We start from the raw sequence: 26759 nt of genomic DNA, 5'->3' as shown, positions 1-26759 counted from the left end.
TGGTGAACCAGTTCACTAAGCTGCCAACCCAGCCGCTAACAAAAAGGCGCGGGTTTCCAGCCCCGTATCGCACCCCGTCCGTCAGGGTCCCCGGCTGGCTCTAGCATTTGGAGGGCGAGGATTGCCTCTGTCGCTGAAGGCTCAATCGGATAGGGGCACGGGGTGGCTAGATCACTCCGAACTTAAAGCGGTGTAACAGGTGTAATGGGTGTAACCACAGACACCAACACACTGATTTTAAAGGACTTTAACTGCCACACACTCAAATTCAGTCGTTTTACTCTGTAGGTGTAACAACTGTACATGTGTAACTTCAGCTTCCGCTTTTGCACCATAGCGGCCCTTCACGAATTTTTGCTATCGACCAAAAGCAGTCTTTGGGAAATGTGTCTACGTGACTCAAGACTGATCATTTTCGGGATCGCTGCGGGGTGCTACGCTTGTGCTGCTCGAAAGCACGGCAGCCTCTCTCTAGTCACTGCATGAGGCCGCACTCATGAACCTGCTGTCAGGAAGATCGCATGCATATTGAGCGTCTTAGTTTGGTGAATTTTCGCTGTTTTGGCCCTCAGCAGACCACTGTTGCTTTAGGGCCAAGTCTTGTAGCGTTTGTAGGCGATAACGGCACGGGTAAGACTGCAGTGATGCAAGCCTTACAGCGGTTGTTTGGTGTCACCTCTGAGCAACGACGATTGAGCAAGCAAGACTTTCATATTCCCTTTAACGAAACGGAACGACCTGCGGCTCGTACTTTGGTGATTGAGGCGATCCTTGCATTTCCAGAGCTCGATACCGACGCGGAAAATCCTGCCGTACCAGCGTTTTTCAAGAACATGGCGGCCGAGGAAAACGGTAATCTAAAGGTCCGTTTGAGGCTGCACGCAACATGGACGGACGACGGCACCTTGGATGGTGCGATCGAAGAGTCCTACTGCGCCGTTCAGACCTTCGGTGACTTCGAAGAAAGTGACCTCCACCAGCTTCGTGGCTCCGATCGCTCGCGAGTTCAGCTCATCTACATACCGGCAACGCGAGACGGCGCTTCCCAAGTCACTGCTTTTATACGCGGCCGTCTTTGGCGCGCAATCAATTGGTCAGAGCAGGTTAAGGATTCGTTGACCGACGCTGGCGTTGCCGTGAACCAAGCGTTTTCTGCCGAGGTTGCTGTAGATAGCATTAGCTCCGCAGTCACCCGGCGCTGGCGGCAGCTCCATTCAGCAGGCACACATACAACGCCGTCTTTCCGGCCAGTAGACACCCGTTGGCAAGAATTCATCAAACGCGTCCAAGTAGTTTTTCTCCCCGCCGAAGACGGACAAGACCGTGCATTAGAGGATCTAAGCGACGGCCAGCGCTCGCTGTTCCATATGGCAATGGTCTCGGCAACGCTGGACATTGAGGCGAGACTTGCAGGTAACAATGCTCCAGCAGGCTTCGCTGGTGCTGGTATCGCTTTACCTGCGCTAACCATCGTCGCGCTTGAAGAACCGGAAAACAACCTGGCTCCGTTCTATCTGTCTCGCATCATCAATCAGATCGAAGAAGTCGCTGCGGTGTCAAACGCTCAAGCGTTGGTATCGAGCCACTCGCCAAGCATCCTTGCGCGGATAGAGCCTTCTAGCGTGCGACACTTCCGGTTGAACCTGGAATTCCGCTACACGGAAGTACGTCAAATCAGTCTTCCTATTGGCGATGAAGAGGCTTCCAAGTTTGTTCGAGAGGCTGTCCGAGCATACCCGGAACTGTATTTCGCACGCTATGTGCTACTTGGTGAAGGGGCTACGGAGGAAGTGGTACTGCCCATGCTGGCTAAAGCAATGGGCTTCCCAATCGATAGGTCATTCGTTGCGGTGGTACCGCTAGGTGGTCGCCACGTAAATCATCTATGGAGACTACTAGCTAGTCTCCAAGTACCGTATGCGACATTGCTTGATCTGGACTGGGGACGCAGCGGTGGAGGCTTCGGCCGTATTAAAACTACGTGTGAACAACTGCTGAGCTCCGGCGTCACGCCGCAGCGGCTCTTCGGAGATACTTTACATGCTGATGGTCCGGCTAGAAATATAATCGCAATAGCGAACCATCCCGCTGATGACCTTGCAACTCTGCGCCAATGGACAAGCTGGCTCGAGCAGTTTCAAGTATTTTTTTCAGACCCCCTAGACTTGGATTACACAATGCTCAAAGCCTACCCCGAAGATTATCGGGTCCTTGAGCATGGAATGCGTGGACCAGCCCAAGCTGGGGAGCCCCGGGACGCGGTGCTCGGCGCAGAAGGCTCACCAACCTTTTATGCAACAGCTGAAGACGACAACCTGAGATGGTACCGGTATCTTTTCTTAGGACGTGGCAAGCCCACCACACACGTAAGAATTTTGAGCCAAATATCACCCGAAGATTTAGTGGCAGGGGTGCCAGAGCCATTACGACGGCTGTTGACAAGAGTTCGCACTACTTTAGAGCAGGTTGAGCAGCAATGAACTGGAGACCCGTACCTCTCGACGAATGGCAACCACGCGGCATACCGAGTCTGGAGCCTAGTGCCTGGACAGCCCTGCGTCGTATGGAGTCAACATCTGTGGTCGCAGGTCCTGGCGCCGGAAAGTCTGAATTTTTGGCGCAGCGTGCGGCTTACCTTTTGGAGACCGGGCTGTGCATAGCACCACAGCAGATTCTCGCTATCTCATTCAAAACTGATGCGGCTGCCAATCTCGCAGCTCGTGTTCGCAAGCGGTGCCCACCTCAACTGGCTGCGCGATTTAGCTCTCTGACATTTGACGCGTTCACCAAAAGCCTTGTTGATCGCTTTCAAGCTGCGATTCCAGAGCATTGGCGTCCCTCCCGCCCTTATGAGATTAGCTTCCCTAACCGGCGACTCGTACAGGATGAGTTGAATCGTATTCAATTCATGGCACGGCCAGAGTGGCAAGCAAGGATTGCACAGTTATCCGTTGAGCGATTTGAATCAGAGACGATAGGTGGTAGTCGCCTAGAAGCAAATGCGCTCCAACAACCCAATACACCGGAACAGCTAGCGATCTATCAGTGGCTACGGCAACAGTTATTCGGCGCTGATGTGTCCAGGCTGTCGTTCGTAACGTTGAATCGGCTTGCCGAGCTGATCATCCGAGCGAATCCCAAGATTGCTCGTGCTCTACGTATGACCTATCCCTACGTATTCGTAGACGAGTTCCAGGACACATCTTTTGCCCAATACGATTTTTTACTCTCCACTTTTGGTCAAGCGGACACAGTAGTCACAGCTGTAGGAGACCACAAGCAGAGGATCATGGGATGGGCCGGAGCGCGTAATGATGCCTTTGAGCAATTTGAGGTAGATTTTGCAGCGCAGCGGGTGAACCTGCTTTTTAACTTCAGATCCTCACCAGAGCTAGTGCGCGTTCAACATTTCGTTGCGCAGGCCCTGGATCCGGAATCTCCACAGATACAGTCACAGACTGAGGGCCAGTTGGATAGAGATGTAGTCCAGGTATGGAGATCTCGCTCGACGGCTGTAGAGGGGCAGAGGCTGGCACAATGGATAGCGGCGGACATGGCAGCACGTCAGAAGAAACCTGGCGACTATGTGCTCCTAGTGCGTCAGCGCCCAGATCAGTTCGAGGAAGAACTTCAGCCAGTATTTAACGAAGTAGGATTGAGCATCCGAAACGAGAGCAAGACTATAGGCCGAACAAATGTCCAAGACTTAATGGTCGATGAGGCTGCCGCCATAGCTCTGGCGGCGTTAAGGTTGGCTAGTGGTCAACGTAATGCGGCGGCATGGTCGACTTTTTTCTCGGCTGTTTGTGCTATTCGTGGAGTCGACGAAGACGACGAAGTGCGACGATACCGAGTTGATCGGGATATTCAGGACTTTCTTGATGCACTCGGACAACATATCCGTCATCGCGTGCCTACGGCAGAATTGGCATCGGATATTTCGGATCGTATTTTTGCGTTCTTGGATGTTGGGTCTATATCGAGCACCTACGCTGCATATACCCGCAATGACCTTCTCGAAATCATGGTAGAGGCATTTTCACTACACCTCCAACAGGCTGCCTCTGAGACTGAGACTTGGCCGAGCTGTATCGATCGGTTCATAGGTGCGCATGACATTTCAATGATGACTGTACACAAGAGCAAGGGGCTCGAGTTCGACACCGTATTTTTCATCGGACTCGACGATCAATCATGGTGGAGTCACACGCCACGAAATCCGGAAGGCATAGCAACATTTTTCGTTGCGCTTTCGAGAGCTAAGCAGCGAGCAATCTTCCTTTTCTGCGCAGGCAGAGGCAATCGTGATCGTGTTTCCGAGTTGTATCAACTGTTAACCGACGCAGGTGTGGAAGAAATCGAGATTCGCTGAATGTTGAGCGGTGAACCCTCGAGCGCATACTATAAGTCGCTTAAATACTGGCTCACAAGCCTTGGGTCTACCTTGAAGATAGTGTTGGGCTTGTATCAAAAGGAGCCGCGCCTGGAATCAGTCCATGAATGGTAGCTCTTGGCCGATTGCTGCCCGTCGCTGATAGCCGTTTTCTGCCTGTCGATACAGGCAGAAAACGACCCAATCCTGCCATAGGCGATGCTTACAATATCTGGGACGGTTAATTTTGTGGCAGACTGAAGTTTGTTCCACAGCCGAGTTTAGCAGTGATGAGAACAGATCTACGAGATCACGAATTTCCCGAGCTTTACCGAAGGCTTATAACTCTGTTCCCCGACAAGCCATGGCTAAAAAGGGTGGCGAGCTTGCAACACCAGGTGAACGAAAATCCTATTTCAAAGCCCTGGCTCTGGCAGGTTAATATTGTGGCCTACGGCCTTGCTGCTTTCGACGCCTATGGCCTGGAGCAAGTCGATAGTGAATCTTGGGAGGCCGTCAAACAGGCAATGATCTTCATATGCCAGATACTAGATATCCACGATACAGCGCCACCTGACAATGCACGAATGTTCCGCGGACGTATCAAAGGAGCTCTTAGCAATCCAGACGACATGCGTGGTATTCGTTTCGAGCTAGGGATGGCGACCCACCTCTTCAGGCAGGGATGTTCGATCACCTGGACTGATGAACATCAAGGCGATGATACATTTGACTTACTTGCTGATGTGCCAGGCGTTGGATCTGTTGAGATTGAATGCAAGACTCTTTCATCTGACAAGGGAGAACCGATAGCTCGGGATATCGCTTACGCCTTTATTAATCGCCTGTTTCCCAAGATAGAACCAGCATTGCCTTTTCAAGGGCGTTTTCTCTATGCAATCTCGCTAGTCTTTCAGAGTACCATCCCCAGAGATGTCGCTACGCAAGTGGCAATTGCGGCAGAAGTTGCCGGAGCCATAAAGCGTGAGGATCAATCTCTTGACGGGGTTTGCTCAATTCACCTCCAGGCGCTGGACCTAAGGCCTCTTGAGGAAGGGCTGGAGCATGAACATCTACTTGATTATTCAAATCAAATGCTCGGGTATGAGCCCGCTCATCAAGTGATCAAGGACCTGGGCGAGGCCGGATACCTTGCTATTCGCGTTCAAAGTGTGGTGCCCAGTAAGCTTGAGTCGGCCATGAACGATTTAGCAAAGAAGGCCATCCGCAAACAGTTGACTGGCAAGCGTCCAGGGTGCCTGGTAATTAGGATTGAGCGCCATTCTGGCGAGAGTCTTGAAGCACTTGCCGAAGATGAGAGCAACTGGCTGGCGACAAGGGCAACAAAGCTTCTGCAGAATCCTGCACATGCTCACCTTGCCGCCATCGTGTTCGTCAGTGCGCCAGCTGTGACGACCCTAACCGAATCCTCCGAAACCGAGCAAAGCAGAACCTATATCTTCGAAAACCGGCAAGGGAGTTACCCGCTCCTGGGTCTGAGCCACCTTTTTTAGGTTGCTAGCGGGGACCGCATCAGTGGCTGCTTTTGGCCTGCCGTAACCGGCGATAGCCGACCCAAAGCAGCCAGTTGAGCTCCGTTGTAACAGCCGTAGGCTACGCTGGCGTTCAGGTGATAAGCAGATCTTAAGCGGATCTCCACTTAGCGCGGGAAACTACAATCCAACATCATCGATCACAACGCTATGCTGAAAAATCGCTATGATATGTCTTTTGGCTGGTCGGAGGCTCGCGCTGCGAGTTTGCTGGATGTCCATTAACGCATTTTACTGTGATCTCAATGAGTTTTGCCGAAAGTATTTAGTAGGAAACACACCAGTTTCCAAACAGGATTTAGTCGCCTTCACTCCACGACAAAAAAGTGTTGACGCGTCGATCTTCGAGAATTTGATGCTATTTGACAAGACAATGTTCAAGGTTTATGGAGAAAATATCCCTCTTGCCTATTTAATAGGCATTATGGGCGAAAAATCTTTCGAAGAACTTGTCGAGCAGGATGCGCTAGAATTTGTTCTATGGAGGCCGATGATAACTTTTATGGTGGATCCGATCTCCGGCATTGACCCCCTCGCCTCTGGAAATACCTCTAGCTCTGCGCACTCTGACCCTGAAGAGTCATTGGAACTTGGATTGCAATGGCTAAAAATCCCCATGAAGCGTCAAAAGCGCAGATCACTAGTTAAAAAACTGCGCGACAAGTATAAAGTTACGGAAGATCATCTCCCCCATCGCGCCGTAGAACTCACAACTTCAGCTTATAACAGCTCGCGACTAGATATCTATGGACTTGACTCAAAAAAGTACCCTACCGAAACGTGCCTAATAAACTTTATGGCGACCTTGCCAAACACACCGAAAACATCCTCGAGTATATTTACCTACTAGAAAACAGATTAAGCTCGGTTTCAAAGACAGAATATCACGACCTTTTGCTAACTTCGAACAGCAGGCTCAAATCGGCAAATATTGCTCTAAGCAATTACTGTCAAATCTTAGACATCGAAGGTGTGCCCGACCTTAAGTCCATGTACCACAACTGCACCAACCCTTTCGATAAACTTCTCCGTATGCGAAACAAAGGTTACGCAAAGAAATTTAGAGCCTGGCTTGCCGGTATTGATACTGACCTGGACTACCAGGAACTTATCAAGGCCTACTACGAGGCGATTCTGAAACCGCAAGGGTTTCTACAAACCGGACCCGGTAAGATGGCCAAGACCCTTTCGATGGCTGGCGTTGGAATGGGCATAGGAGCTTTAATTGGTGGCCCAGCCGCCGCTATTGCTGGTATCGCGGGCGGCAAGCTGATCGAGGGTTCTGCCGACATCGGACTCGACTTACTTGATGAGTATCTTTTGGACGGAGTACTGAGGGGTTGGACACCGAGAGTGTTCATAGAAAAACTCGACAAAGCGACCCGCAGAGATCTGTCAAGAAGCCGACTCGAGCCAAAAGTTTGAAAGAATAAACCAGCGGCTACTTTTGGCCGCCAGCTATCCGTGGTGAAGGATAGACTAGGTCGAAAACGGCCATTCATGAGCGGCAGGTATCGACCTGATTTTAACATTCGTTAGTTTAGCAAAATCGCTTTTTTACTGGATCAATATGTAACGAAATAGTAACCACCGCCGAAACAAACAGCCCGCATCTGCGGGCTGTTTCGTAAGCGCTCCATGAACCCCACATTCAAAGCGCTTACCTGATCCCCGATGCTGTGCTCCCGATTTCTTTCTGGAGCTCGCCGACCATGATGCGACCCGACGCCAAAGTCGAAAAAGTGTACCTCTACCCCAAGCCCGTCGACTTTCGAAAATCCATCGATGGCCCGGCCGCGCGGTCGAACTCGATATCAAGGTGGCGGTGTTCGATCCAGTGCTTTTCGTCTTCCTCAACAAGCCGCGCAACCGCGTGAAGATCCTGTATTGGGAACGCAACGGCTTCTGCCTCTGGCTCAAACGCCTGGAGTCCGAACGGTTCAAAACTTCACCTGATCCGACTGACGTCGCCATTGTCCTGACCGTTCAGGAACTGAACTGGCTGCTCGATGGCTTCGACCTCTGGCGCAACCGTCCGCATCAGGTTTTGACGCCTCGATACGTCGCCTGATTCGGTATAATCCGCGGCATGATTTCCATGCCCGAAAACCTCCCTGACGATCCTGTTCTGCTCAAGCAACTGCTTGAGCAGATGATCAACGAGCGCGCGTCCGACAAGGGCAAGATCGTTCATCTCGAAGAGGAAGTTGCGCTGTTGCGCCAGCGCTTGTTCGGGCGCAAGACCGAGCAGACTGGCGATGCGGCGACACCACAGTTGCCACTCTTCGACGAAGCGGAAAGCCTGGCCGAGCCCTTGGATGAGGCTGACGACGAAGAAGTCGTTGCGCCGACCAAACGCCGTGGCAAGCGCAAGCCGCTGCCAGTTGATTTGCCGCGTATCGAAGTTGTCCACGAACTGCCCGAGCATGAACTGACCTGCGCTTGTGGCTGCCGTAAACATGCCATCGGTGAAGAAGTCAGCGAACAGCTTGAAATCGTCCCGATGCAGATTCGCGTCATCAAACATGTTCGCAAGGTGTACGGCTGCCGGGACTGCGAGTCAGCGCCCGTGACGGCGGACAAGCCCGCCCAGATGATCGAGAAAAGCATGGCCAGCCCGAGTGTGCTGGCCATGCTGCTGACCACCAAATACGTAGACGGCTTGCCGCTTCACCGCTTCGAAAAAGTGCTGGGGCGTCACGGTATCGATATCCCGCGCCAAACCCTGGCACGCTGGGTGATTCAATGCAGCGAGCACTTTCAGCCGCTGCTGAATCTGATGCGCGAAAGCCTGTTGAACAGTCGGATCATCCACTGTGATGAAACACGTGTGCAGGTGTTGAAAGAGCCGGGGCGTGAGCCCAGCAGCCAATCCTGGATGTGGGTACAAACCGGCGGCCCACCTGATCGCCCGGTGGTCCTTTTCGACTACGCCACCAGCCGAGCGCAGGAGGTGCCGGTGCGCCTGCTGGACGGCTATCGCGGCTATGTCATGACCGACGACTACGCCGGTTACAACGCGCTGGCCGCACAGGACGAGCTGAAGCGATTGGGCTGCTGGGCGCACGCGCGCCGCAAGTTCGTCGAAGCGCAGAAAGTACAGCCCAAGGGCAAAACAGGACGCGCTGACATCGCATTGAATCTGATCAATAAGCTCTATGGCGTCGAGCGCGACTTGAAGGACAGTGACGACGAAGTTCGTAAGGTTGCCCGCATGGAGCGCAGCCTGCCATTGCTGACTCAGCTGAAAAACTGGGTAGAGAAAACGCAACCTCAGGTCACGACGCAGAATGCCTTGGGCAAGGCCATCGGTTACTTGGCCAGCAACTGGAGCAAATTGGAACGCTACGTCGAGCACGGCTACTTGCCGATGGACAACAACGCGGCCGAGCGTGCGATCCGCCCGTTTGTCATCGGGAGAAAGAACTAGTTGTTCAGTGACACGCCCAAAGGTGCCACTGCCAGCGCACAACTTTACAGCTTGGTAGAAACGGCCAAAGCCAGCGGCCAAGAACCCTATGCGTGGCTGCGCCACGCACTGGAACGCCTGCCGCAGGCGTGCTCAGTGGAAGACTACGAAGCGCTACTGCCATGGAATTGCACACCTCAAATACACAGCTAGGTGCGCTGCCCATCTTTGGTTAGGTGGGGTTCATGGAGCGCTTACGAAAAATCGCCCTTGGCCACTATGATTGGTGCCGGAGACAGACGGACGGTTGTTGGCCGTGAGGGCCCGGTTTTCGCGGGGCTGGAATTTGGTGGATTTTTTGGTGTACCTCATAGGGTATCTATAAAAAATCAGCTAGTTATGGCTTTCAGTGGAATCGAATCGGGACTTGCAAAGGGTTCAGTGAGAGCTACGAACACCCGCGTCAAATGCTAGATGAGGAACGGCAGAAAACGACCCGAAGCAGGCGCTCGCAACGGATCGGCACTGTTCAGCGGAAGGCATCTCTTAATGAGCGGCATTTAAATTAGTCTAGATCTTGCCTGATCGATACAATGTTAAGCAAGACAACTTAATCAAGATCCGGAAAAACCCGAGGAAAATACGAAAGTGGCTCTTGTCACTTCTTATGGGCCTACAAAAGCCCCGCCCTGCCCTCATGTGGATTATTGGTGAATACGGTCAGATGCACATTTGATAAAGCTTCCTCTGGTGGGTGTTGGTTTTCGATTATTACTATCTGGCTACCGCTTCCATGATGATGAATTAAGTACTCATAAAATCTTTCTTTTAAATCACTTCCTCTCAGAAGTAAATCATCATCACCTTCCGGTGCAAAATAAGCAAGAAGCGGAGAATCAAGCACAAGGAAACCAGGGTGGGGCAGAGAATTTTCTTGCGCGTACTCAAGCAATCCAAGACTAACCGCAGCATGCGTAATGGATCGCAACCCTTTTCCGCGACTCCCCCTAGGTTTACCATCGATAATAAAATCGCTCGCCCCCTTATCAAACACCACTTTACACTCACCAGGAAAGTTCCAATCATTCAGAATTGAGGAGATCTTGTCTGATAAAGAATTACCAATGGTGTCGGGGATACTGACAACGGCAGTTGTCTTGCCACCAGGCGGCCCCCCTTCTTTTTCAAGCGAAAACTTACGCTGAGTCAGTTTTTCGATACGCTCAAAACCACTAATTTTCTTCGACACACCTTGTCGCAACTCGATCAAGTCTTCATAGCTGATCTTTTCTTCATCTTTACGTGGAGAAAGCGCCTCCTTTAGTGAGACCTCAATCTCAGCATACTCTTTCTGCAGAGTTAAGTAGACCTTGGAAAGTTCCTCACTTTCATTTTTTAGTTCATCAATAGTTCTAACTAGATCATTCTTGAGTTGTTCAATTTTTGCGATTTCAGCAGCGACTGCCAGCACAGCCGAGCGCAGATCTACTTCATCGTCATCTTCGAGATGCTGATTACAAGGTGCAGCACCGCACATAGGGCAGTCCACTTCATCCACATAGATCAGCATGGAGCCACTTTCTTTAATGGCCTCTAAGCGTTCAAGGTCGACGTCATAATGGTCACGCAGGAGGTCAAATCGTGTGAAAAGGTCAGCGATTTCATCAACTCGCTCAGAAACTAACTGCCGCTGAGATACGTTATTTTGACGTCGATCCATGAGTTCAGAAACCAATTCCTCATTAAGGGCAATTGATTTCCGGTATCGCTCTAACGTAACACCGATTTTTTCAAGCTGCGCTTCAAGCTCTTCGCGCTTGCTATCACCTACGTCATCGACCAACTCGGATATCAAATCATCGAGCAGGTCAATTTTTCCTGAATTATCGACCACTTTAACTATCGGGGCATTGATTGCCGAGTCATCCATCCCGGTCACAAGCAATTTAACCGTAGCTAACTCAGAGGTCTTCGTAGTGAATTGACCACTCCAAAACGGCGATCCTTTAGTAGCAATCTCTTCTTCTTGTACAATGACTAACCTTGCAATATTTCGGAACCCGAGACTCTGCAACGTAGATTTCGCACTGCTTTTCAAAACTTTCTTGCCGAGCAGCCCAAGCTTGTCTAGTAGGAACCCCGAAAGATTGTCTGTAGCTCCGTGAGAGTGAGTAGCCTTTAGAACCGTAGATTCGTCCTGATCGCCCCCGGTCAGTTTGAAGCCTCCGCCATTTAGCGCGCGCTCCAAACGCCATTCTTCGCCGGAGCCAGACTCCAAAGACAAAGTTATCCGATCATATCCATCTAACTCATCAATTTTCCTGAGCTCGGAACCACCTAGCATATAATCGATTGTCTCAGCCAGATAGGATTTACCTGTATCTGACGAGCCACAAATTACGTTAAGGCCATCAAATAAGTCTATATATCGCTCACCACTTGGACCGGAGAATTGAACACGCCGCAATTGAAAACCACACTCACTCATTATTCAACGCCCCTCTGTTCAAAAACCTGGAACTCGCTGGTCCACTTGAATATCCGATGAGTAACTTTCCGAACTTCTTCAGTAGGTGTGCTTCCATAAGTCTCATACGCCCACCTAGCCCTTTCCAACAACTTAATCGAATAGTTCGACGTGAGTGAGGATACGAAAGGCTGAGCGGAGTCTGTAGCGATGTAACTGAAGCCATCATATGACGCAATCCGACTCAACAACCCACGCCTAACCATCAGCTTCAACCCCGACTCTATCAATCCTCTACGCACAAGAAGTTCACCGGCTCGCAACGGCAATGGTGCGTGTAGACTACTTGGCCCCTTCGCATCTTCAGAATGCACCACTAAATAGTCCATCTCTACTAAACGTTGTAGATCCATCGCCATCGGAAAGGCCGCCGTCAGGATAGCTAAAGACCGCACGCCGGTTTCTAGAGGCCCATTAAAAGGACTCTCTACTATTGGCTCACTCATTTTCAGGCACCCACGCTAACCGGTCATCATTTGCCAGTTGATGGCATATGCCTTGACGATCTTGGGTTTTGAAAGCCGAGGCCAGGGCATTTGCTGAAGCAGCAATAGTTGAAGAATGGGTAATAGTGGCCTTCATTCGTGCAAATCCGTCTGCGTGGTCATCCTCACAAACATCGACAACCCCATAATATATTTCATCTTGCAAAGCTGCGAAGGTACCCTCGGGAACTGTATCTCTTGCAAAATTCCTTAGGGACTCGGCGTGATAAAACCTCTCTCTTTGCCGCAGATAATCTCTCTTGAGTGCGCCATGAGAGTCTAGATCAGCCTCACCGGATATAGCCTTACCCAGATAATTCCCATAAGCATCAAATATTTGCCGAATATACCGACTTTCACTGCCTGCCGGAACTTCCGGAGGTTTCAATGAGTCAGGTCTGAATGGAAGACCACCACCAAACCTCACAGAATGAAACTGGGTACGGCTATGGCCCTCTATTAATTCAACAACAGATTTTGAAGAAAATATGGAGAAATCGAATTCCTGAAAGTAATGGAGTAATTCGCCCGATAGAGGTATTTCCGTGGTCGACGTTATTCCACTCTTACAGTTTTGACTCCAATTCTCCTCTGCCTTAAACTGCAATTCTTCAGGATTATTCAGCAGCTGCTCTAAGGTGGTGCCGATGTCTTGAGACCCCGCAAAATAATGCCTGCGCGGGGGAACATAGTACTCTTTGAATGAATAATAAATTATCTTCCCAATTTCCACCCAGATATCACTAGGTCGGAGCGGGTGACCATACCGTTTGCATTGAAAATTATCCCAGATGCCTTTAAAACCCTCCGGAGAGCAGAAGCCTGCAATGTCCACACCCAAGTCACCTGAACCGCCGAAGCGTCGGACTTTACTGTATTCAGTCTTGAGGCTACTTCCCCACTCCTCAACAAACTCCTCCCATTCTTCTGGGCTGAAGCTCCGAACGCGTTGGGGTTTTGGTATCGGAATACCACTTACTATATGCATCGCGGATGCAGAGGACGTCCGTTCCCTTGGGATAATTTCTTGTAAATCGATGTCCGAAATCACAATGCTCGCCTGCCATGTTGGAGCAGTGGCCCTTGGGTGTCCGAGGTGCCGATGGTTTCACTCCCCGGCCCCTGAAACGTCCGTGCTGGGGGTAGATCGACGCTAGCAGAATGCCACTGTTTCGTCCATTGCCATGCGCATGCAGATACCACCTTTCCGAATCGCCCCGAAAAGCTTGATGACCGCCATTGGTCTAGACCCAAGCATGCACGGCACTCACGCACTACAGAAAACCAAGGCATCGTTGATCTATCGGTAGACGAAGAATTTAAGAGCAGTCCAGTTTCAGCTTGGGCACACGAAGCTTGAAAACGCCGTCAGATACCTGGGAATCAAGGTCGATCATGCCCTAGAAATGACGGTGCAAATAGAAGTCTGACTATAGACCGAAAAAGGGACAGATTTATTTTTACCGTAGGTTCGAGTGAACGTCACAACCTTCACGAGAACGATTGAGTATCGCCTCTTTACATCTCTTGACGCGGGACAGGCCCTAAGTCTATGTTATATCAACAAGCGTCACGAAAAATAAATCTATCCCCTTTGAGTCGCCACTCAATTAATATAAGTGGCAAATCGGAACTTACCAAATTGAGGTGGGCTAACTAGAATCCAGCGCTTGAATACTGAATAAATTTACAGGTGTCTTTAGGATGGCAAGATGCTAGCATTTCGTGCGAGATCATAAGAATGGAGCGTCGAAGTGAGTGTCCGAATCAACCCCCGCGTCTTGGAACTCAATGAAGAAGAGGTCCTTTATTACTGCTCTGCGCCAGAAGACGATTTTTTTGACAGAAAGGCATTTGGCGTAAAAGGCGATAAAATTCAAAAAATCGCTGTGGCATTCGCAAACGCAGATGGAGGCGAATTCCTAATTGGCATTAAGGACGACGGCGACGAGGAAGACCCTATCAAACGTTGGGTCGGCCGGGATAGGATAGAAGATTTCAACGGAGCGCTGCAAGCCTTGTCGGAGGTCCGGCCTGCTATTGATTTTCGCCACGAGTTCCTTAAGCGGCCATCAATGTCTGCCACATATGTACTGAAGATAACTGTAAATAAAGGACTGACTGTACATTATACAGCCGGAGAGGAAGTTTTTATCCGGCGGGGTGCTAGCAGCCAGAGACTGAAATCTCCTACACAAATTATGGAGCTTTCGCATGCTAAAGGGCATCAGTCCGCAGAGGATCTTAATGCCCCGGACGCTGATACCGACGAGATAGTGTATGGCGAAGCCTTGGGTGGCTACTTAGCCCAATTACCCATAAAGAATAAAGATCCGCTTGATTTTTTGCTTCAAGAAAACCTAATCGACCGCGAGACATTTATCCCAAAAGTATCGGCTGTACTGCTTTTTTCAGAGTGCCCTGCCCAGTCCCTACCGCGGCACTGCTCGATACGCTTAGCAAAATACGATACGAAAGAAGAAGAAACCAGAGACACTCTTGTATCCAACCAGGTAATTGAAGGCTCTCTTTACGATCTAATCAACAAAGCTTATGAGAAAATTACCGAAACTCTCTCGGAAAATTCTGCTTGGACGTTGGAGGGATATCGGCCGATTTCCTACCCGAAAGAGACTATTTGGGAAATCCTAGTGAATGCAGTAATCCATCGCGATTACTTAATCTCAGACAATGTCTTGGTCAGTGTATTTAACAACAGGATACAATTTAAAAGTCCTGGGCGATTTCCTGGCTTTGTTACCAAGGATAATATCCTTGAAAACAGATTCTCAAGAAACTCTAAATTAGTTCGTTTACTCGCAAAATATCGCAACGCACCGAATCAGGATATGGGAGAGGGGATGAATACCGCCTTTGAGAAAATGGCAGAGCGCGGGCTTAAGTTGCCCGTGATCTCAGAGCATGAAAATTATGTTGTGGTGTCTCTGTATCATACCCCAAGCTTAGCACCGGATGAGGTTGTGCAGACTTTCATCGACCGATTTGGAACGATAAACAATATGCAAGTAAGAGACTTGCTTGGGCTTGAGAAATCTGAACAGGCAACTGGAATACTCACAAAACTGCGGACGCAAGGGCTAATTAAAAGAAAAGACACTTCCACCGGCATTAACGCACTATGGGAAAAAGCTTAGTAAATCGACCCAATCAAAATTTAACAGTAATTACTTGGAACGACTGTCATTGACAGCCTCGCGTAAATTAAGGAGATAACTTTGGCAACAACAGTTTATTTTGAAGAAATCGTGAAGGATCAGGGTGAAAAGACCACTATGGAGTTGGAAATCGGCCGATCTTCTTTTTATAGAGAAGATAGCATTTATATTGCGGTAGATGGTAAGCTAGTCATCATGGATCGAGCAACTGCCAAACGCTTCGTTGATGCCGTCGTTTCTGTTGGTTTCTACCACGGCTTTACCGACTAAACTAATTATCAGCTGAATCGTCAAGACTCAAAATATAAGGAATTATGACTTTGTTAATTCGCTTAATTATCAAAATGAGTCGAATCTGGGTTCAGCTCTTAATTTGCTTCCTATTGAGCGGGATGACCTGGCTGGCAGTTAGCTACTCAGCTTGGACAGGGTCAACTATATCTTCGCTTGATCGGTCAACATTTATCACAGCCCTCGGCACCATCGCAACTCTGGTTGCCCTGTTTTGCTCGCTTTCAATATCTTGGATTCTTTTTGTCACGCAGCAATTGAAAGGCGAACGGCTTGTCGCTTATGACCTAATGAAGGTGCGGCTTCTGGAAAGTCAGCGATGGCTAGTTGATCAGCCTGATTCGGATGAACGCTCCATATGCTTAGATCTTGCATTTGAGCTTGATCGATTTGAACCTAACGACCTGCCAATCACAAACCGAGATGAACTTTTTGACTCTTATCTAAAAGTAGTGGCAGATGGGTACAACTCCGAAGACGCAGAGCGACGCTTGTTTACTGAAACAACATTGACATATTTCAGCTACGTAGAAACTCTATTAAATAGGATTGGGTTAATTTCAATCCGCCAAATTATTTCTCGACTTTTTATAGATACTTTAGCCAAAGGAGTGGCGCTCGTCGGAGTATCTGTACTAGTACTGCTTGCCGCCATGTTATGGTTTGGTGGGAACGCCACTCCATTTCTGATGACTATGTCGACATTCATTGCAAGCGGCTCGGCATTGCTTCTTATAGAGGTATGGGTAGACCTTCGCCGCTTCTACGACGAAGATTTGGACTTTATTCAGAAAGAAGAAAGCTAAAAGCAGGAACGCGCGAATTGACCCTAGCTCCATGGACACTCTGGAGTTTCCTCTGCTGGCCGTTAACCGATCTTTTTCAAAGACGGCATCGGGCCCAGGCGATGACCGGGGCATGCCTGACTGTCAGTCAGGTGCAGTCCATTCCCTGGTCTGCGGCACCATCATCTACAGCGCTGTTGCTGGTGACATCGGCGTTTGTCACGCCGATTGTCACGAGGGGAATTGCCGCAAGGCCAAGTGTGATGAGGGCTGCAGCAATGCTAGAAGCGCCCGTCTCTTTCCAGGAGAAAGAGACGGGCACAGGTTGGCGCAAGATTCGCCCACGCGGATAGGTTGCTGCAGGACCGCGAAGTAAAGAGAGAACGTCTGGCGCACGAAAGCTGTGTACTGGAATAGGCGTCCATCACATGGGTAGTGAACGTGCGAGCTACCGGCTTGGGCAGTACACCAAAAATCATTGCCGGGGGCTTTCAGGGGTCGTACCACTGGGTCGCTGACGAAAGTTGCATTGGCACTGTTTTTTATACGTGCGTACGGCGGGTCAGTATCTCGGTGCATGGCACGGGCTTCACTCGTGTTCGCGGGCAAGCCCTAATGCCAGTCAGTTAACGTTTTCCGGCTTGATTGGGGCTGCTTTACAGCCCTTCGCGGGCTTGCCCGCTCCCACAGGGATCGCGCTAGCTTTTAGAAGTTGAGCAAGCCAGTTGGCTCACACAGGTACGGGGTAATGTTCCGGGTAGCGATACCTGTTCGACTGCCCGGCTGCGCATGCTTTGAAAAGCTGCTCCGAAGTATATTGAAAGGATTTCGTAGGGAAAGGGAACTGTGTTGCAGGGCACAGTTCAGCGGTGGCGCAAGAATTGCCGTGGCCGCCTTGCGGCCCTTTCGCGACACAAGGCCGCTCCCACACAGGGCGTGGAATATTCGAGCATCGTGCTTACATTCGCGCTTTAATGTTCACGAAAGGAGACGAATTCAAGCTGAATTAGTGCCGATCTTGCAATTATTCAAGGCCTTTCGAGTGGCTCTGGAATGAACCCCTGCTCCCTCAGTGCCTTGATGACCCCACGCACCAGATAATTGCTGGAAAAGCCAATGGTGTATTGCCTCGAACCTGGGTTGATTGGCAGAAGCATGCCTTGCTCTACCAGGTTCTTGATCTGATAAGTCCGTTGGTTAGCCGTGAGCGCGGGGAGTGCCTGAGCAATGTCACTCGATTTCACGACCTTCATCTTTATGACGCTGACCAGAATCTGTTCCTCGGTCTCGGTAATCCACTCTCGACTGCGTGCAAAACTCACCGCCGGCAACAGAATGCACTTCGTGAGGTAGCCATAGTCGGTGAGCTTGTCCACCTTCTCCAATTCGTCGCGGATGCCTTGCAGCACATAGGTACACCATGCCTCCAGCCCTGCTGTGGTGCCAGTATCGGCAAGCCCCAGCATGGTGTAGTACTTGTCCCGGTCATTGCAGAATACCGCTGTGGGGTTGAGCACCCGACCACCCGTGTTCACGTTGAAGCCGTACTTCATCAACAGCGCGTAGGTCAGCAGCCTTACCACCCGTCCATTGCCATTGCCGAATGGATGAATCCAACCGAAACGGTGGTGCGCCAGGGCGACCTTCATCAGCGCGTATTTAGGGGAATCGTCGCGATTGATGAAGCTGACCAACTCCTGCATGTACTGCGGCACCAGCACACCTTCTGGAGGCAGATGCTCCGCCTGTGCGATCCTGACCGCCCCTTCCCGGTAGGCGCCTGGCGTTTTATCGCCTTCACGCCGTAACCCCAGTACGGTCATGGCGTGCAATTCTCGAATCGTATGCTCTGTCAGGTCTGCACCAGGCTTGATCACCTCTTCGATGTAATCCATCGCCTTTTCGATGTTGGCAATTTCCAGTAACTGATCGGTGCTCTCGGCCTTCCCTTCGACCTTGCTGTCGATGTAGTCGGCCAGTGTGGTGTGGTTGCCCTCGATTCGAGCAGAGCCCAAGCTCTCCAGCGTGTGGAACAGCGCCTTCAACTGAAAGAACACCTGAGGTGGAGTGTCCCCTTCCAGCCTCAGCCTGCGCAGAAATTCGAGCTCGGCCAGAACGTCAACCAGCGGCGAGTCGAAGGACGGGTTCAGTAGCTGCAGGTCGTGGTGAGAAAACTGGGGCATCTCAAAATTATCTCTAAACGGGAAAATCATTATCTAGAAAAAATTCGGTTCTCACCCCGTAAACGCTGGCCAAAACCTGATCGACAGCTAACCATTATCTAAAAATACGTGCAACCTTAAGTGGAAAACTGCGAACCACAAAGTCAGAAACACGCAGATCCTTGGGAAAAAGCGGGAACAAAAAAGCCCGCACAAGGCGGGCTTCTATTGGTGCCAGGTAGCGAGAAATCGCCATAGGCCAACTGATTCTGGTGCCGGAGACAGGAATCGAACCTGCGACCTTCGCGTTACGAGTGCGCTGCTCTACCGACTGAGCTACACCGGCGTGTAGCGCAACGTACCACTGCTCACACCCGTAACGCAAACCCCTGTTTCCGCTGGTTTATTGCCCTGCCCTCAAGCCCCCTTGCACCCTTTGGGCGCCAGGTCTTCCTCGATGTCGGTCGTGCACGCCCAGCCGCTGGCCGAACGCGTCAGGGTCAGGGCCTTGCCCAGCGCGTTGGCCGGCGCATCCACCAGGGTGCAGACAATGCTGCCGCTGCCATCTACAGCCTTGCCGCTCGCCGTGATCGCACAATGCGCCGTCGCCGGCTGGCCACCCAGGGCGGCTACATCCACTACATCCTTTCCATCATTCAGCCGCAGATCCATCGCCGTCTTCAGCGCGCTGATCTCCAGCAACCCGGCCGCGGCCTTGGAGCGTGCCTGGTGGTTGGTGTACATCGGTAAGGCGATGGTCGCCAGAATGCCGATGATCGCGACGACGATCATCAGTTCGATCAGGGTGATACCGCGTTGCCCTTTCATGAACGTAGTTCCTTTTTGATTCGCTTACACATTGAGGTCAGTTGCGCCCCAACCGGCAGCGGCGCAGTAGGCCTGAACAGACACCTTTTGTCACCCCTGCCCGCACGGGCGTCATCTTCGCTGAACTACTCTAGTGAGCATCACGGACGCGTGCCCTTGCATGGACGCGGCAAGCTGTTTCCAGGCTTGTCGCCGGGGCTGAACAAGGACCTTTGCATGACTTCATCTTCACTTCTCTACCGCTGGCACGGCACCGACGCCAATGGCGCGCCGGTCAGCGGCCAAACACCCGGGCGCAGCCCGGCTTATGTGCGCGCCGGGCTGATTCGCCAGGGCATCACGGTGGCGAGTTTGCGGCCGGCCAGCGGGCTGGCGTTCAGCTTGCCAAAGCGGCGCGAAAAGGCAGACCCGGCGGGGTTCAGCCGGCAGTTGGCGACGTTGCTCAAGGCCGGCGTGCCGCTGCTGCAAGCGTTCGAGGTGATGGGCCGCAGTGGTTGCGATGCGGCGCAGGCGGCGTTGCTGGAAAGATTGAAACAGGATGTGGCCTCGGGCCTGGGGCTGGCGGATGCGTTGCAGCGTCACCCGGCATGGTTCGATGCGCTGTATTGCAACCTGGTACGGGTGGGCGAGCAGTCCGGTACGCTCGACCGGCAGCTGGAGCAGCTGGCCGGCATGCTGGAACAGCGTCGGGTGCTGCACAAGAAGGTGCGCAAGGCGATGATCTACCCGCTGCTGCTGTTGCTGACCGGGCTGGGGGTGTCGGCGATCTTGTTGCTGGAGGTGATTCCTAAATTCGAGAGCATGTTCTCGGGCATGGGCGCGGCGTTGCCGGCATTTACCCAATGGGTGATCAACTTGTCCACAGGGCTGAGCCGGTTTGCGCCGCTGCTGCTGGTGATGGGCTTGGTGCTGGGTGTTGCCGTGCGCCAGCTTTACCGGCAGCACGCGCCAGCGCGCCTGTGGATATCTTGGCGGGTGCTGGGCTTGCCCGTGTTTGGCAAGTTGCTGGGGCAGGCCGCGCTGGCGCGGTTTGCGCGCAGCCTGGCAACGTCCTACGGCGCCGGGGTGCCGTTGCTGGATGCGCTGGGGACGGTGGCGCGGGTAACGGGTGGCGACCTGCACGAGCAGGCGGTGTTGCGGCTGCGCCAAGGCATGGCCAATGGGCAAGGGCTGAACCAGGCGATGGCCGGTGAACCGTTGTTTCCCCCCTTGCTGGTGCAGTTGACGGCCATCGGTGAATCCAGCGGCACGCTGGACCAGATGCTGGAAAAAGCCGCCAGCCATTACGAGGAACAGGTCAGCCAGGCGCTGGACCAGTTGACCAGCCTGCTGGAGCCGGCCATCGTGCTGATCCTGGGCTTGCTGGTGGGTGGCCTGGTGGTGGCGATGTACCTGCCGATCTTCCAGTTGGGTAGTTTGATCTGAACATGACTTTATGGGCTTTGCTGGTTGAACAGCCAGCGTATTTCCTCACCCTTGCCACGGTGCTCGGCCTGCTGGTGGGCAGCTTTATCAACGTGCTGGTGTACCGCCTGCCGATCATGCTGGAGCGGCAATGGCAGCGTGAGGCGCAAGAGGTATTGGGGCTGCCGACCACGCAGCACGCGCGTTTCGACCTGTGCCTGCCCGCCTCCCGCTGCCCACACTGCGCGCACCGGATTCGTGCGTGGGAGAACATTCCGGTCATCAGTTACCTGGCCTTGGGCGGGCGCTGTTCGTCCTGCAAAAACCGCATCAGCCTGCGTTACCCGGTAGTGGAAGTGGCCAGCGCGCTGCTGTCGCTGGTAGTGGCCTGGCGCTTCGGCGCTTCGGTAGAGGCGTTGCTGGCTCTGCCGCTGACCTGGTGCCTGCTGGCGCTGAGCCTGATCGATGCGGACCACCAGCTGCTGCCGGATGTGCTGGTGCTGCCGACCATGTGGCTAGGGCTGATCGTCAATGCCTTTGGCATCCATGTGCCCCTGGCCGACGCACTGTGGGGCGCAGTGGCCGGGTACCTCAGCCTGTGGACGGTGTACTGGGTGTTCAGGCTGGTCACCGGCAAGGAAGGCATGGGCTATGGCGATTTCAAGCTGATGGCGCTGATCGGGGCATGGGGTGGTTGGCAGGTGCTGCCGTTGACGCTGCTGTTGTCGTCGGCGGTGGGGGCGCTTGTTGGCCTGTGCCTGCTGCGTTTTCGCCGGCATGCCTTGGGCACGGCAATCCCGTTTGGCCCTTATCTGGCAATTGCGGGGTGGATTGCCGTGCTCTGGGGTGATGAAATATACGCCTCATACATGCAACTGCTTGGATACTGATGACCACTGCGGCCTTTACCCCCTGGATTCTCGGCCTGACCGGCGGCATTGGTAGCGGCAAAAGTGCCGCTGCCGAGCGCTTTGTCGAGCTTGGCGTGCACCTGGTCGATGCCGACCAGGCCGCGCGCTGGGTTGTCGAACCTGGCCGCCCGGCCCTGGCCAGCATCGTCGAGCGCTTCGGCCCGGGCGTGCTGCAGGGCGACGGCCAGCTCGATCGCGCCGCCCTGCGCCAGCTGATATTCGCCGACCCGGCGCAACGCAAATGGCTGGAGCAACTGCTGCACCCGCTGATCGGTCAGGAGATTTTCAGCTATCTGGCCAAGGCGCAGTCGCCATATGCGGTGTATGTGTCACCGCTGCTGATCGAATCGGGGCAGTACCACAAGACCCAGCGCCTGCTGGTGATCGATGCGCCGCAGGACCTGCAAATAGCGCGTACCCTGGCGCGGGACAACACCAGCGCCGAGCAGGTGCAGGCGATTCTTCAGGCCCAACTGGCCCGTGAGGATCGCCTGCGCCATGCCGATGATGTGGTGGTCAACGACGGCGGCCTGGCCGCGCTGCATGAGCAGATTGACCGCCTGCACCACTTTTACCTGACTTTGAAAGGAGGCCAGCCATGAGCCAGCCATTGACCGTCGATTGCCCGACTTGCGGCGCGCCTGTGGAATGGAGCGAAAAAAACGCGTTCCGACCGTTTTGTTCGGACCGTTGCAAGCTGATCGACCTGGGCGCCTGGGCGGCTGAGGAACACAAGATTCCGGGGTCGGAAGAGTCCGAAGATGAGCTGTATTCGGGGGACCTGGAGCCGCGGCATTGAGCTGATCCACAAATACAACGCGGGCCCACAACCCGCGCGGTACCTGTGGGAGCGGGCAAGCCCGCGAAGCAGGCGCCGCAGTGGATGGCACGGGCTTCGCCCGTGTTCGCGGGCATGCCCGCTCCCACAGTGAGAGTGCAACCTCTGAGTGCTGTGCATTACCCCCGAAGAGGCCGGCACAGCCACCACACATTCACCGCTCATCTTCCTTCCAGGGCGCCTGCAGGTACCGTGTGCGGTTGAAGGTTTCCAGCCACTCGGGGCAAAACACCACCAGCGCACTGATCACCATGCCGTTGATGAACGCCTCGGGGAACATCATCAGCCACAGGTAGCCCACAAAGTCGCTGAGCCATTCCGGCAGGGCAAACCGCCCGTCGAGCCACAACAACCCTAGCGCCGCCGGTACGCAAACCAGCACGGTGAGCGCTGCCGGGAAGAACCCCGAACAGAAGATATAAACGAACAGGTTTCGCGGCTGGGCGCGCTCGACCACTATCGCGCACACCTCGGTAATCAGCACCGGCAAACCAATCAGCAACAAGCCGTTCACCCCCAACGCCGCCAGGTCTTGTCGCCCAAGCGCCAGCAAGCCAAGCTGGGCCATGAACCCACCCAGCACCGCCAGCGGCCAGTCCAGCAACAGGGTGACCGCCGTCATGCCAATAAAGTGGTACGACACTCCGGTATCAAAGTCGCGCCGCACCAGCCACAGCGCAAACAGGCAGAACACCGTGCCAAACAGCAAATGCTGGCGGCGCCGGTCGGTAAACAGTTCCACCCAGCGAACCCGGCTGACCGCCCAGATCAGCAACGGCACATAACCCAGCCAGCCAAGGGTAAGGGTGGTGCCGGATAACACCTGCGCGCTGATCACCTGAACAATACCCTTTGCGGCCATGTGGATAAAACCGAGTCTACACCCATTCTCCCATTCCTTCGGCTGCGGTAGGCTGACGCTTCCATTCGATGCAGGAAGCATTGGTCATGCTGGAAGGAACCAACCCCGCCCTGCTACTGGCAGCGGCACTCAACGCCACCATCGGTGTAATTCACCTGGCCATCATCGCCGTGGGGCCGCGTTGGTACCGTTTGTTCGTGGCCGGTGAGCGCATGGCGGTGGCCGCCGAGAAGGGCCGCTGCTACCCGGCGCTGATCACCGCTGCCATCGCCTGCGTGTTGCTGGCCTGGTCGGCCTATGCGCTGTCGGCTGCCGGGGCGATCGGGCGGCTGCCCTTGCTGCTGCCAGTCATTTGCCTGATCACCCTGGTGTACTTGCTACGCGGTCTGCTGGGGCCAGTATTGCTGGCGGGCACCGGGCGTTCGCAGCGCTTTATCGTGGTCAGTTCGCTGATCTGCCTGGGCTTTGGCGTGGTACATCTGGTCGGGCTGGTGCAGCAGTGGCCAGTGCTGGGCTGATTCTCACGCTTAAACAGCATCTTACCGTCATCGATTAGCGGCTAAGCTTGTCTGCATGGATGACTCAGACTACCTGCGCCTGCTTACCATCCAGGCCGAACAAGCCAATGCCTTTCTCTCCAACGCCCGTAAGTGGGAGCGGGAGCGTTGGGTGTGCCAGCGCCTGTTGCAGGGGCTGAACATTCCCTACCGCAGCGAGGACTTCACCCCGGCGGGGCAGGAGCCACCAGACGTGCTGTTCCGCGACGCCGCCTTCGAGGTGTTTTTCGTGCTCGACGAGGGCCGCCGGCTGAACGATGAATGGCGCGAGGAGCTGCAGCGGCGGCGCAGTGCGTTTTCCCTGGCGCAGCTGGTACGCCGCGAAGCACGCCCGCGGCGCATCAGTGCCACCGAACTGCTGGGGCGCCTGGCGCCCACCTTGCGCAAGAAGGCGCACAATTACCGGGAACGCGGGTTGGAGCTGAACGAGCTGGACATCATCGCGTTCTCCAGCCTCAAGCGCGAAGTGCTCGACCTCAACACCCACTTCCCGCCGCCTACCGAATACCTGCGCCAGGGCTGGCGTTCGTTGTCGCTGGTTGGGCCAACCTTTGCCCGGGTACTGTTTGCCCACCCCGATGCGCCGGATTTCCTGCGCGGCAACCTGGGCCGCAGCATCGTCTTCGACGTAGGCATCAGTCTTTGATCCAGTGCAGCGACTGTTTGCGATGGCGTACACTCGGCGCCAGGGATAGAAAGCATTATCATTTGTTTCAAGCGCCTGCGCGAACGCTGTAGCGTTTGCGCAGTCACAAACGTCTACCTGACGAGGCCCACCATGACCAGCCGCCTGAACCCGGAAGATCAGCGTCGTGTCGATGAGTATCTGCGAGCCCCCCAGCACCAAGTCGAGCGCAGGCCCTTCCGGCCGTGGCTGCTCCTTGTGCTGGTGCTGGCCGTGACCATCGGGTTGGGTCTCATCAGCCGCCTGCTGAGTGGACTGGTGCTATGAGCTGCTTCGCGCTCGCCCTCCCCTCGTGCAGTTTGCGGCCGGCCCCCAGGGCCACGCATTCCGTAAACCTTATGAGATATTCCCATGACTCATCGCATCGTGATTGTCGGCGGCGGCGCCGGCGGCCTGGAACTGGCGACCCGCCTGGGTAAAAGCCTGGGCAAGCGCAAGCAGGCCGAAATCACCCTGGTCGACACCAACCTCACGCACATCTGGAAGCCACTGTTGCACGAAGTGGCCGCCGGCTCGCTGAACTCCTCGGAAGACGAGCTGAACTACGTGGCTCAGGCGAAGTGGAACCACTTCAATTTCCAGCTGGGGCGCATGAGCGGTCTGGACCGTGAAGGCAAACAGATTCAACTGGCTGCCACCCTCGACGAAGAGGGCCGCGAGCTGCTGCCTGCGCGCACCCTGGGCTACGACACCTTGGTGATCGCCGTGGGCTCCAACACCAACGACTTCGGCACCCTGGGCGCAGCGCAGCACTGCCTGTTCCTGGATACCCGCAAGCAGGCCGAGCGTTTCCACCAGCAACTGCTGAACCACTACCTGCGTGCCCACGCCGGCGACGTGGCCAGCGAGAAAATCAGCGTAGCCATTGTCGGCGCCGGTGCCACCGGTGTAGAGCTGGCGGCCGAGCTGCACCACGCTGCCCACGAGCTGGCGGCCTATGGCCTGGACCGCATCCAGCCCAAGGACATGCACATCACCCTTATCGAGGCGGGCCCGCGCGTTCTGCCGGCGCTGCCGGAGCGCATCAGCGTACCGGTTCACAAAACCCTGGAAAAACTCGGTGTGAAGGTGATGACCAACGCCGCAGTCAGTGAAGTGACCGAGGACGGCCTGAAAACCAAGGACGGTGAAGTGATCCAGGCCAGCCTGAAGGTGTGGGCAGCCGGTATCCGCGCGCCAGGTTTCCTCAAGGACATCGATGGCCTGGAAACCAACCGCATCAACCAGCTGGTCGTGCGCCCTACCCTGCAAACCACCCGCGACGACAACATCTTCGCCTTCGGTGACTGCGCCGCCTGCCCGCAACCTGGCAGCGACCGTAACGTGCCGCCGCGCGCACAGGCGGCGCACCAGCAGGCATCGATGCTGGCGCAAAGCCTGAAGGCGCGCCTGGAGAACAAGGCCCTGCCGACTTACGAGTACAAGGACTATGGCTCGCTGGTGTCGCTGTCGCGCTTCTCGGCGGTGGGCAACCTGATGGGTAACCTGATGGGCAGCGTGAAGCTGGAAGGCTGGCTGGCGCGGATGTTCTACGTGTCGCTGTACCGCATGCACCAGATGGCGCTGTACGGGTTCTTCCGCACGGCGTTGATGATGCTGGGCAGCAAGATTGGCCGGGGTACCGAGCCGCGCCTGAAGTTGCACTAACAGGCGCCCGCATGCCCTGCATGGCGCGGGTTTACCTTTGAATGCGATGGTGCCTGCACTGCCGCATTCGCGGGTGAACCCGCTCCTACAAAGGGGCGGTGTGGCAAAGGGATACAGGTCGGATTTGCACCGATAGCGCATTTTTCGGGGCAAAAGAAAAAGGGCATCTCATGCGAGATGCCCTTTGTTCATGGTGGGTCGTGTAGGATTCGAACCTACGACCAATTGGTTAAAAGCCAACTGCTCTACCAACTGAGCTAACGACCC

23 protein-coding genes, 2 tRNA genes and 2 pseudogenes are annotated in these 26759 nt (G+C 54.0%); 19 read left to right on the top strand and 8 right to left on the bottom strand.

What is annotated here, in order from left to right:
- The first annotated feature begins 521 nt into the window (after window positions 1–521).
- From QYE47_RS08375 to QYE47_RS08345, 7 genes and pseudogenes are all read left to right on the top strand, one after another.
- Window positions 522–2480 carry an ATP-dependent endonuclease gene (locus QYE47_RS08375; protein WP_070383423.1) on the top strand — a complete coding sequence of 653 codons (1959 nt, stop codon included), beginning with the start codon at window positions 522–524 and terminating at the stop codon, window positions 2478–2480.
- Complete coding sequence (locus QYE47_RS08370) at window positions 2477–4372, top strand: UvrD-helicase domain-containing protein (protein ID WP_070383422.1); 1896 nt, start codon at window positions 2477–2479, stop codon at window positions 4370–4372. The genes QYE47_RS08375 and QYE47_RS08370 overlap by 4 nt, the downstream gene beginning before the upstream one ends.
- Before the next feature lie 386 nt (window positions 4373–4758).
- A complete protein-coding gene (locus QYE47_RS08365) occupies window positions 4759–5886 on the top strand; it encodes a hypothetical protein (protein WP_155766694.1) in 1128 nt (375 codons plus the stop codon).
- A gap of 253 nt (window positions 5887–6139) precedes the next feature.
- Window positions 6140–6775 (top strand): hypothetical protein, encoded by a 636-nt coding sequence (locus tag QYE47_RS08360; protein WP_155766693.1) that lies wholly within the window; start codon window positions 6140–6142, stop codon window positions 6773–6775.
- The gene (locus tag QYE47_RS08355; protein WP_070383420.1) at window positions 6706–7350 is read left to right on the top strand and encodes a hypothetical protein; all 645 of its coding nucleotides are present in this window, start codon (window positions 6706–6708) and stop codon (window positions 7348–7350) included. The genes QYE47_RS08360 and QYE47_RS08355 overlap by 70 nt, the downstream gene beginning before the upstream one ends.
- 394 nt (window positions 7351–7744) lie before the next feature.
- Window positions 7745–7996 (top strand): IS66 family insertion sequence element accessory protein TnpB, encoded by a 252-nt coding sequence (gene tnpB, locus QYE47_RS08350; RefSeq protein ID WP_237141839.1) that lies wholly within the window; start codon window positions 7745–7747, stop codon window positions 7994–7996.
- Between the two features lie 18 nt (window positions 7997–8014).
- Window positions 8015–9547 (top strand): annotated as a pseudogene (locus QYE47_RS08345) (IS66 family transposase).
- A 460-nt stretch (window positions 9548–10007) separates the two neighbouring features.
- On the opposite strand, the gene QYE47_RS08340 reads toward QYE47_RS08345, so the two are convergent.
- The 3 genes from QYE47_RS08340 to QYE47_RS08335 are packed head-to-tail and all read right to left on the bottom strand — an operon-like array spanning window position 10008 to window position 13397.
- Window positions 10008–11822 carry a hypothetical protein gene (locus QYE47_RS08340; protein WP_070383418.1) on the bottom strand — a complete coding sequence of 605 codons (1815 nt, stop codon included), beginning with the start codon at window positions 11820–11822 and terminating at the stop codon, window positions 10008–10010.
- Window positions 11822–12307 carry an ABC-three component system middle component 2 gene (locus tag QYE47_RS27280; protein WP_070383417.1) on the bottom strand — a complete coding sequence of 162 codons (486 nt, stop codon included), beginning with the start codon at window positions 12305–12307 and terminating at the stop codon, window positions 11822–11824. Before QYE47_RS27280 ends, QYE47_RS08340 begins: the two co-directional genes overlap by 1 nt.
- On the bottom strand, window positions 12300–13397 hold the full coding sequence (locus QYE47_RS08335; protein ID WP_081343567.1) for an ABC-three component system protein: 1098 nt from the start codon (window positions 13395–13397) through the stop codon (window positions 12300–12302). Before QYE47_RS08335 ends, QYE47_RS27280 begins: the two co-directional genes overlap by 8 nt.
- 184 nt (window positions 13398–13581) lie before the next feature.
- Here QYE47_RS08335 and QYE47_RS08330 point away from each other — a divergent pair.
- The 4 genes and pseudogenes from QYE47_RS08330 to QYE47_RS08315 all read left to right on the top strand — a co-directional run.
- A pseudogene (locus QYE47_RS08330) lies at window positions 13582–13776 on the top strand (integrase); the annotation flags it as partial.
- A gap of 324 nt (window positions 13777–14100) precedes the next feature.
- A complete protein-coding gene (locus tag QYE47_RS08325) occupies window positions 14101–15501 on the top strand; it encodes an RNA-binding domain-containing protein (RefSeq protein WP_237141838.1) in 1401 nt (466 codons plus the stop codon).
- Window positions 15502–15582: 81 nt separating this feature from the next.
- Window positions 15583–15792, top strand: coding sequence for a hypothetical protein (locus tag QYE47_RS08320; RefSeq protein WP_070383416.1), 210 nt, complete (start codon window positions 15583–15585; stop codon window positions 15790–15792).
- A gap of 50 nt (window positions 15793–15842) precedes the next feature.
- On the top strand, window positions 15843–16619 hold the full coding sequence (locus tag QYE47_RS08315; protein ID WP_241791719.1) for a hypothetical protein: 777 nt from the start codon (window positions 15843–15845) through the stop codon (window positions 16617–16619).
- A gap of 1007 nt (window positions 16620–17626) precedes the next feature.
- Here the strand turns inward: QYE47_RS08315 and QYE47_RS08310 are convergent.
- The 3 genes from QYE47_RS08310 to QYE47_RS08300 all read right to left on the bottom strand — a co-directional run bounded on the left by QYE47_RS08310 (window position 17627) and on the right by QYE47_RS08300 (window position 19588).
- Entirely contained in the window at window positions 17627–18781 is a 1155-nt protein-coding gene (locus QYE47_RS08310; protein WP_070383414.1) for a Fic family protein, read from the bottom strand.
- 249 nt (window positions 18782–19030) lie between these two features.
- Window positions 19031–19106, bottom strand: a tRNA-Thr gene (locus tag QYE47_RS08305).
- A gap of 71 nt (window positions 19107–19177) precedes the next feature.
- A complete protein-coding gene (locus tag QYE47_RS08300; protein WP_070383413.1) occupies window positions 19178–19588 on the bottom strand; it encodes a pilin in 411 nt (136 codons plus the stop codon).
- 216 nt (window positions 19589–19804) lie between these two features.
- Between QYE47_RS08300 and QYE47_RS08295 the strand changes: the two genes are divergently transcribed.
- From QYE47_RS08295 to yacG, 4 genes are read left to right on the top strand one after another with little or no spacing between them, the layout of a single operon-like run.
- Window positions 19805–21013: a type II secretion system F family protein gene (locus QYE47_RS08295; RefSeq protein ID WP_019437920.1), complete on the top strand. Its 1209-nt coding sequence runs from the start codon at window positions 19805–19807 to the stop codon at window positions 21011–21013.
- Window positions 21014–21015: 2 nt separating this feature from the next.
- Window positions 21016–21882, top strand: a complete 867-nt coding sequence (locus QYE47_RS08290) for an A24 family peptidase (RefSeq protein ID WP_070383412.1) — start codon at window positions 21016–21018, stop codon at window positions 21880–21882.
- Window positions 21882–22505: a dephospho-CoA kinase gene (coaE, locus tag QYE47_RS08285; RefSeq protein WP_070383411.1), complete on the top strand. Its 624-nt coding sequence runs from the start codon at window positions 21882–21884 to the stop codon at window positions 22503–22505. Before QYE47_RS08290 ends, coaE begins: the two co-directional genes overlap by 1 nt.
- Complete coding sequence (gene yacG, locus QYE47_RS08280) at window positions 22502–22702, top strand: DNA gyrase inhibitor YacG (protein WP_014589600.1); 201 nt, start codon at window positions 22502–22504, stop codon at window positions 22700–22702. Before coaE ends, yacG begins: the two co-directional genes overlap by 4 nt.
- A 193-nt stretch (window positions 22703–22895) precedes the next feature.
- Here the strand turns inward: yacG and QYE47_RS08275 are convergent, their stop codons facing one another.
- A complete protein-coding gene (locus QYE47_RS08275) occupies window positions 22896–23603 on the bottom strand; it encodes an energy-coupling factor ABC transporter permease (RefSeq protein WP_019437917.1) in 708 nt (235 codons plus the stop codon).
- An 86-nt stretch (window positions 23604–23689) separates the two neighbouring features.
- Between QYE47_RS08275 and QYE47_RS08270 the strand changes: the two genes are divergently transcribed.
- From QYE47_RS08270 to QYE47_RS08255, 4 genes are all read left to right on the top strand, one after another.
- Window positions 23690–24121 (top strand): hypothetical protein, encoded by a 432-nt coding sequence (locus QYE47_RS08270; protein ID WP_070383410.1) that lies wholly within the window; start codon window positions 23690–23692, stop codon window positions 24119–24121.
- 55 nt (window positions 24122–24176) lie between these two features.
- Entirely contained in the window at window positions 24177–24806 is a 630-nt protein-coding gene (locus QYE47_RS08265; protein WP_003247546.1) for a DUF1780 domain-containing protein, read from the top strand.
- Between the two features lie 132 nt (window positions 24807–24938).
- Window positions 24939–25112, top strand: coding sequence for a DUF3094 domain-containing protein (locus tag QYE47_RS08260; protein WP_008091951.1), 174 nt, complete (start codon window positions 24939–24941; stop codon window positions 25110–25112).
- 84 nt (window positions 25113–25196) lie between these two features.
- Window positions 25197–26492 carry an NAD(P)/FAD-dependent oxidoreductase gene (locus QYE47_RS08255; protein WP_003247549.1) on the top strand — a complete coding sequence of 432 codons (1296 nt, stop codon included), beginning with the start codon at window positions 25197–25199 and terminating at the stop codon, window positions 26490–26492.
- A gap of 191 nt (window positions 26493–26683) precedes the next feature.
- Here QYE47_RS08255 and QYE47_RS08250 read toward each other — a convergent pair.
- Window positions 26684–26759, bottom strand: a tRNA-Lys gene (locus tag QYE47_RS08250).

Origin of the sequence: Pseudomonas sp. 2,4-D (assembly GCF_030418155.1) — a bacterium.
Lineage (GTDB): Bacteria > Pseudomonadota > Gammaproteobacteria > Pseudomonadales > Pseudomonadaceae > Aquipseudomonas > Aquipseudomonas alloputida.
Note: the sequence above shows the minus strand (reverse complement) of the source record. Positions and strands in the feature narration are given on the sequence as shown.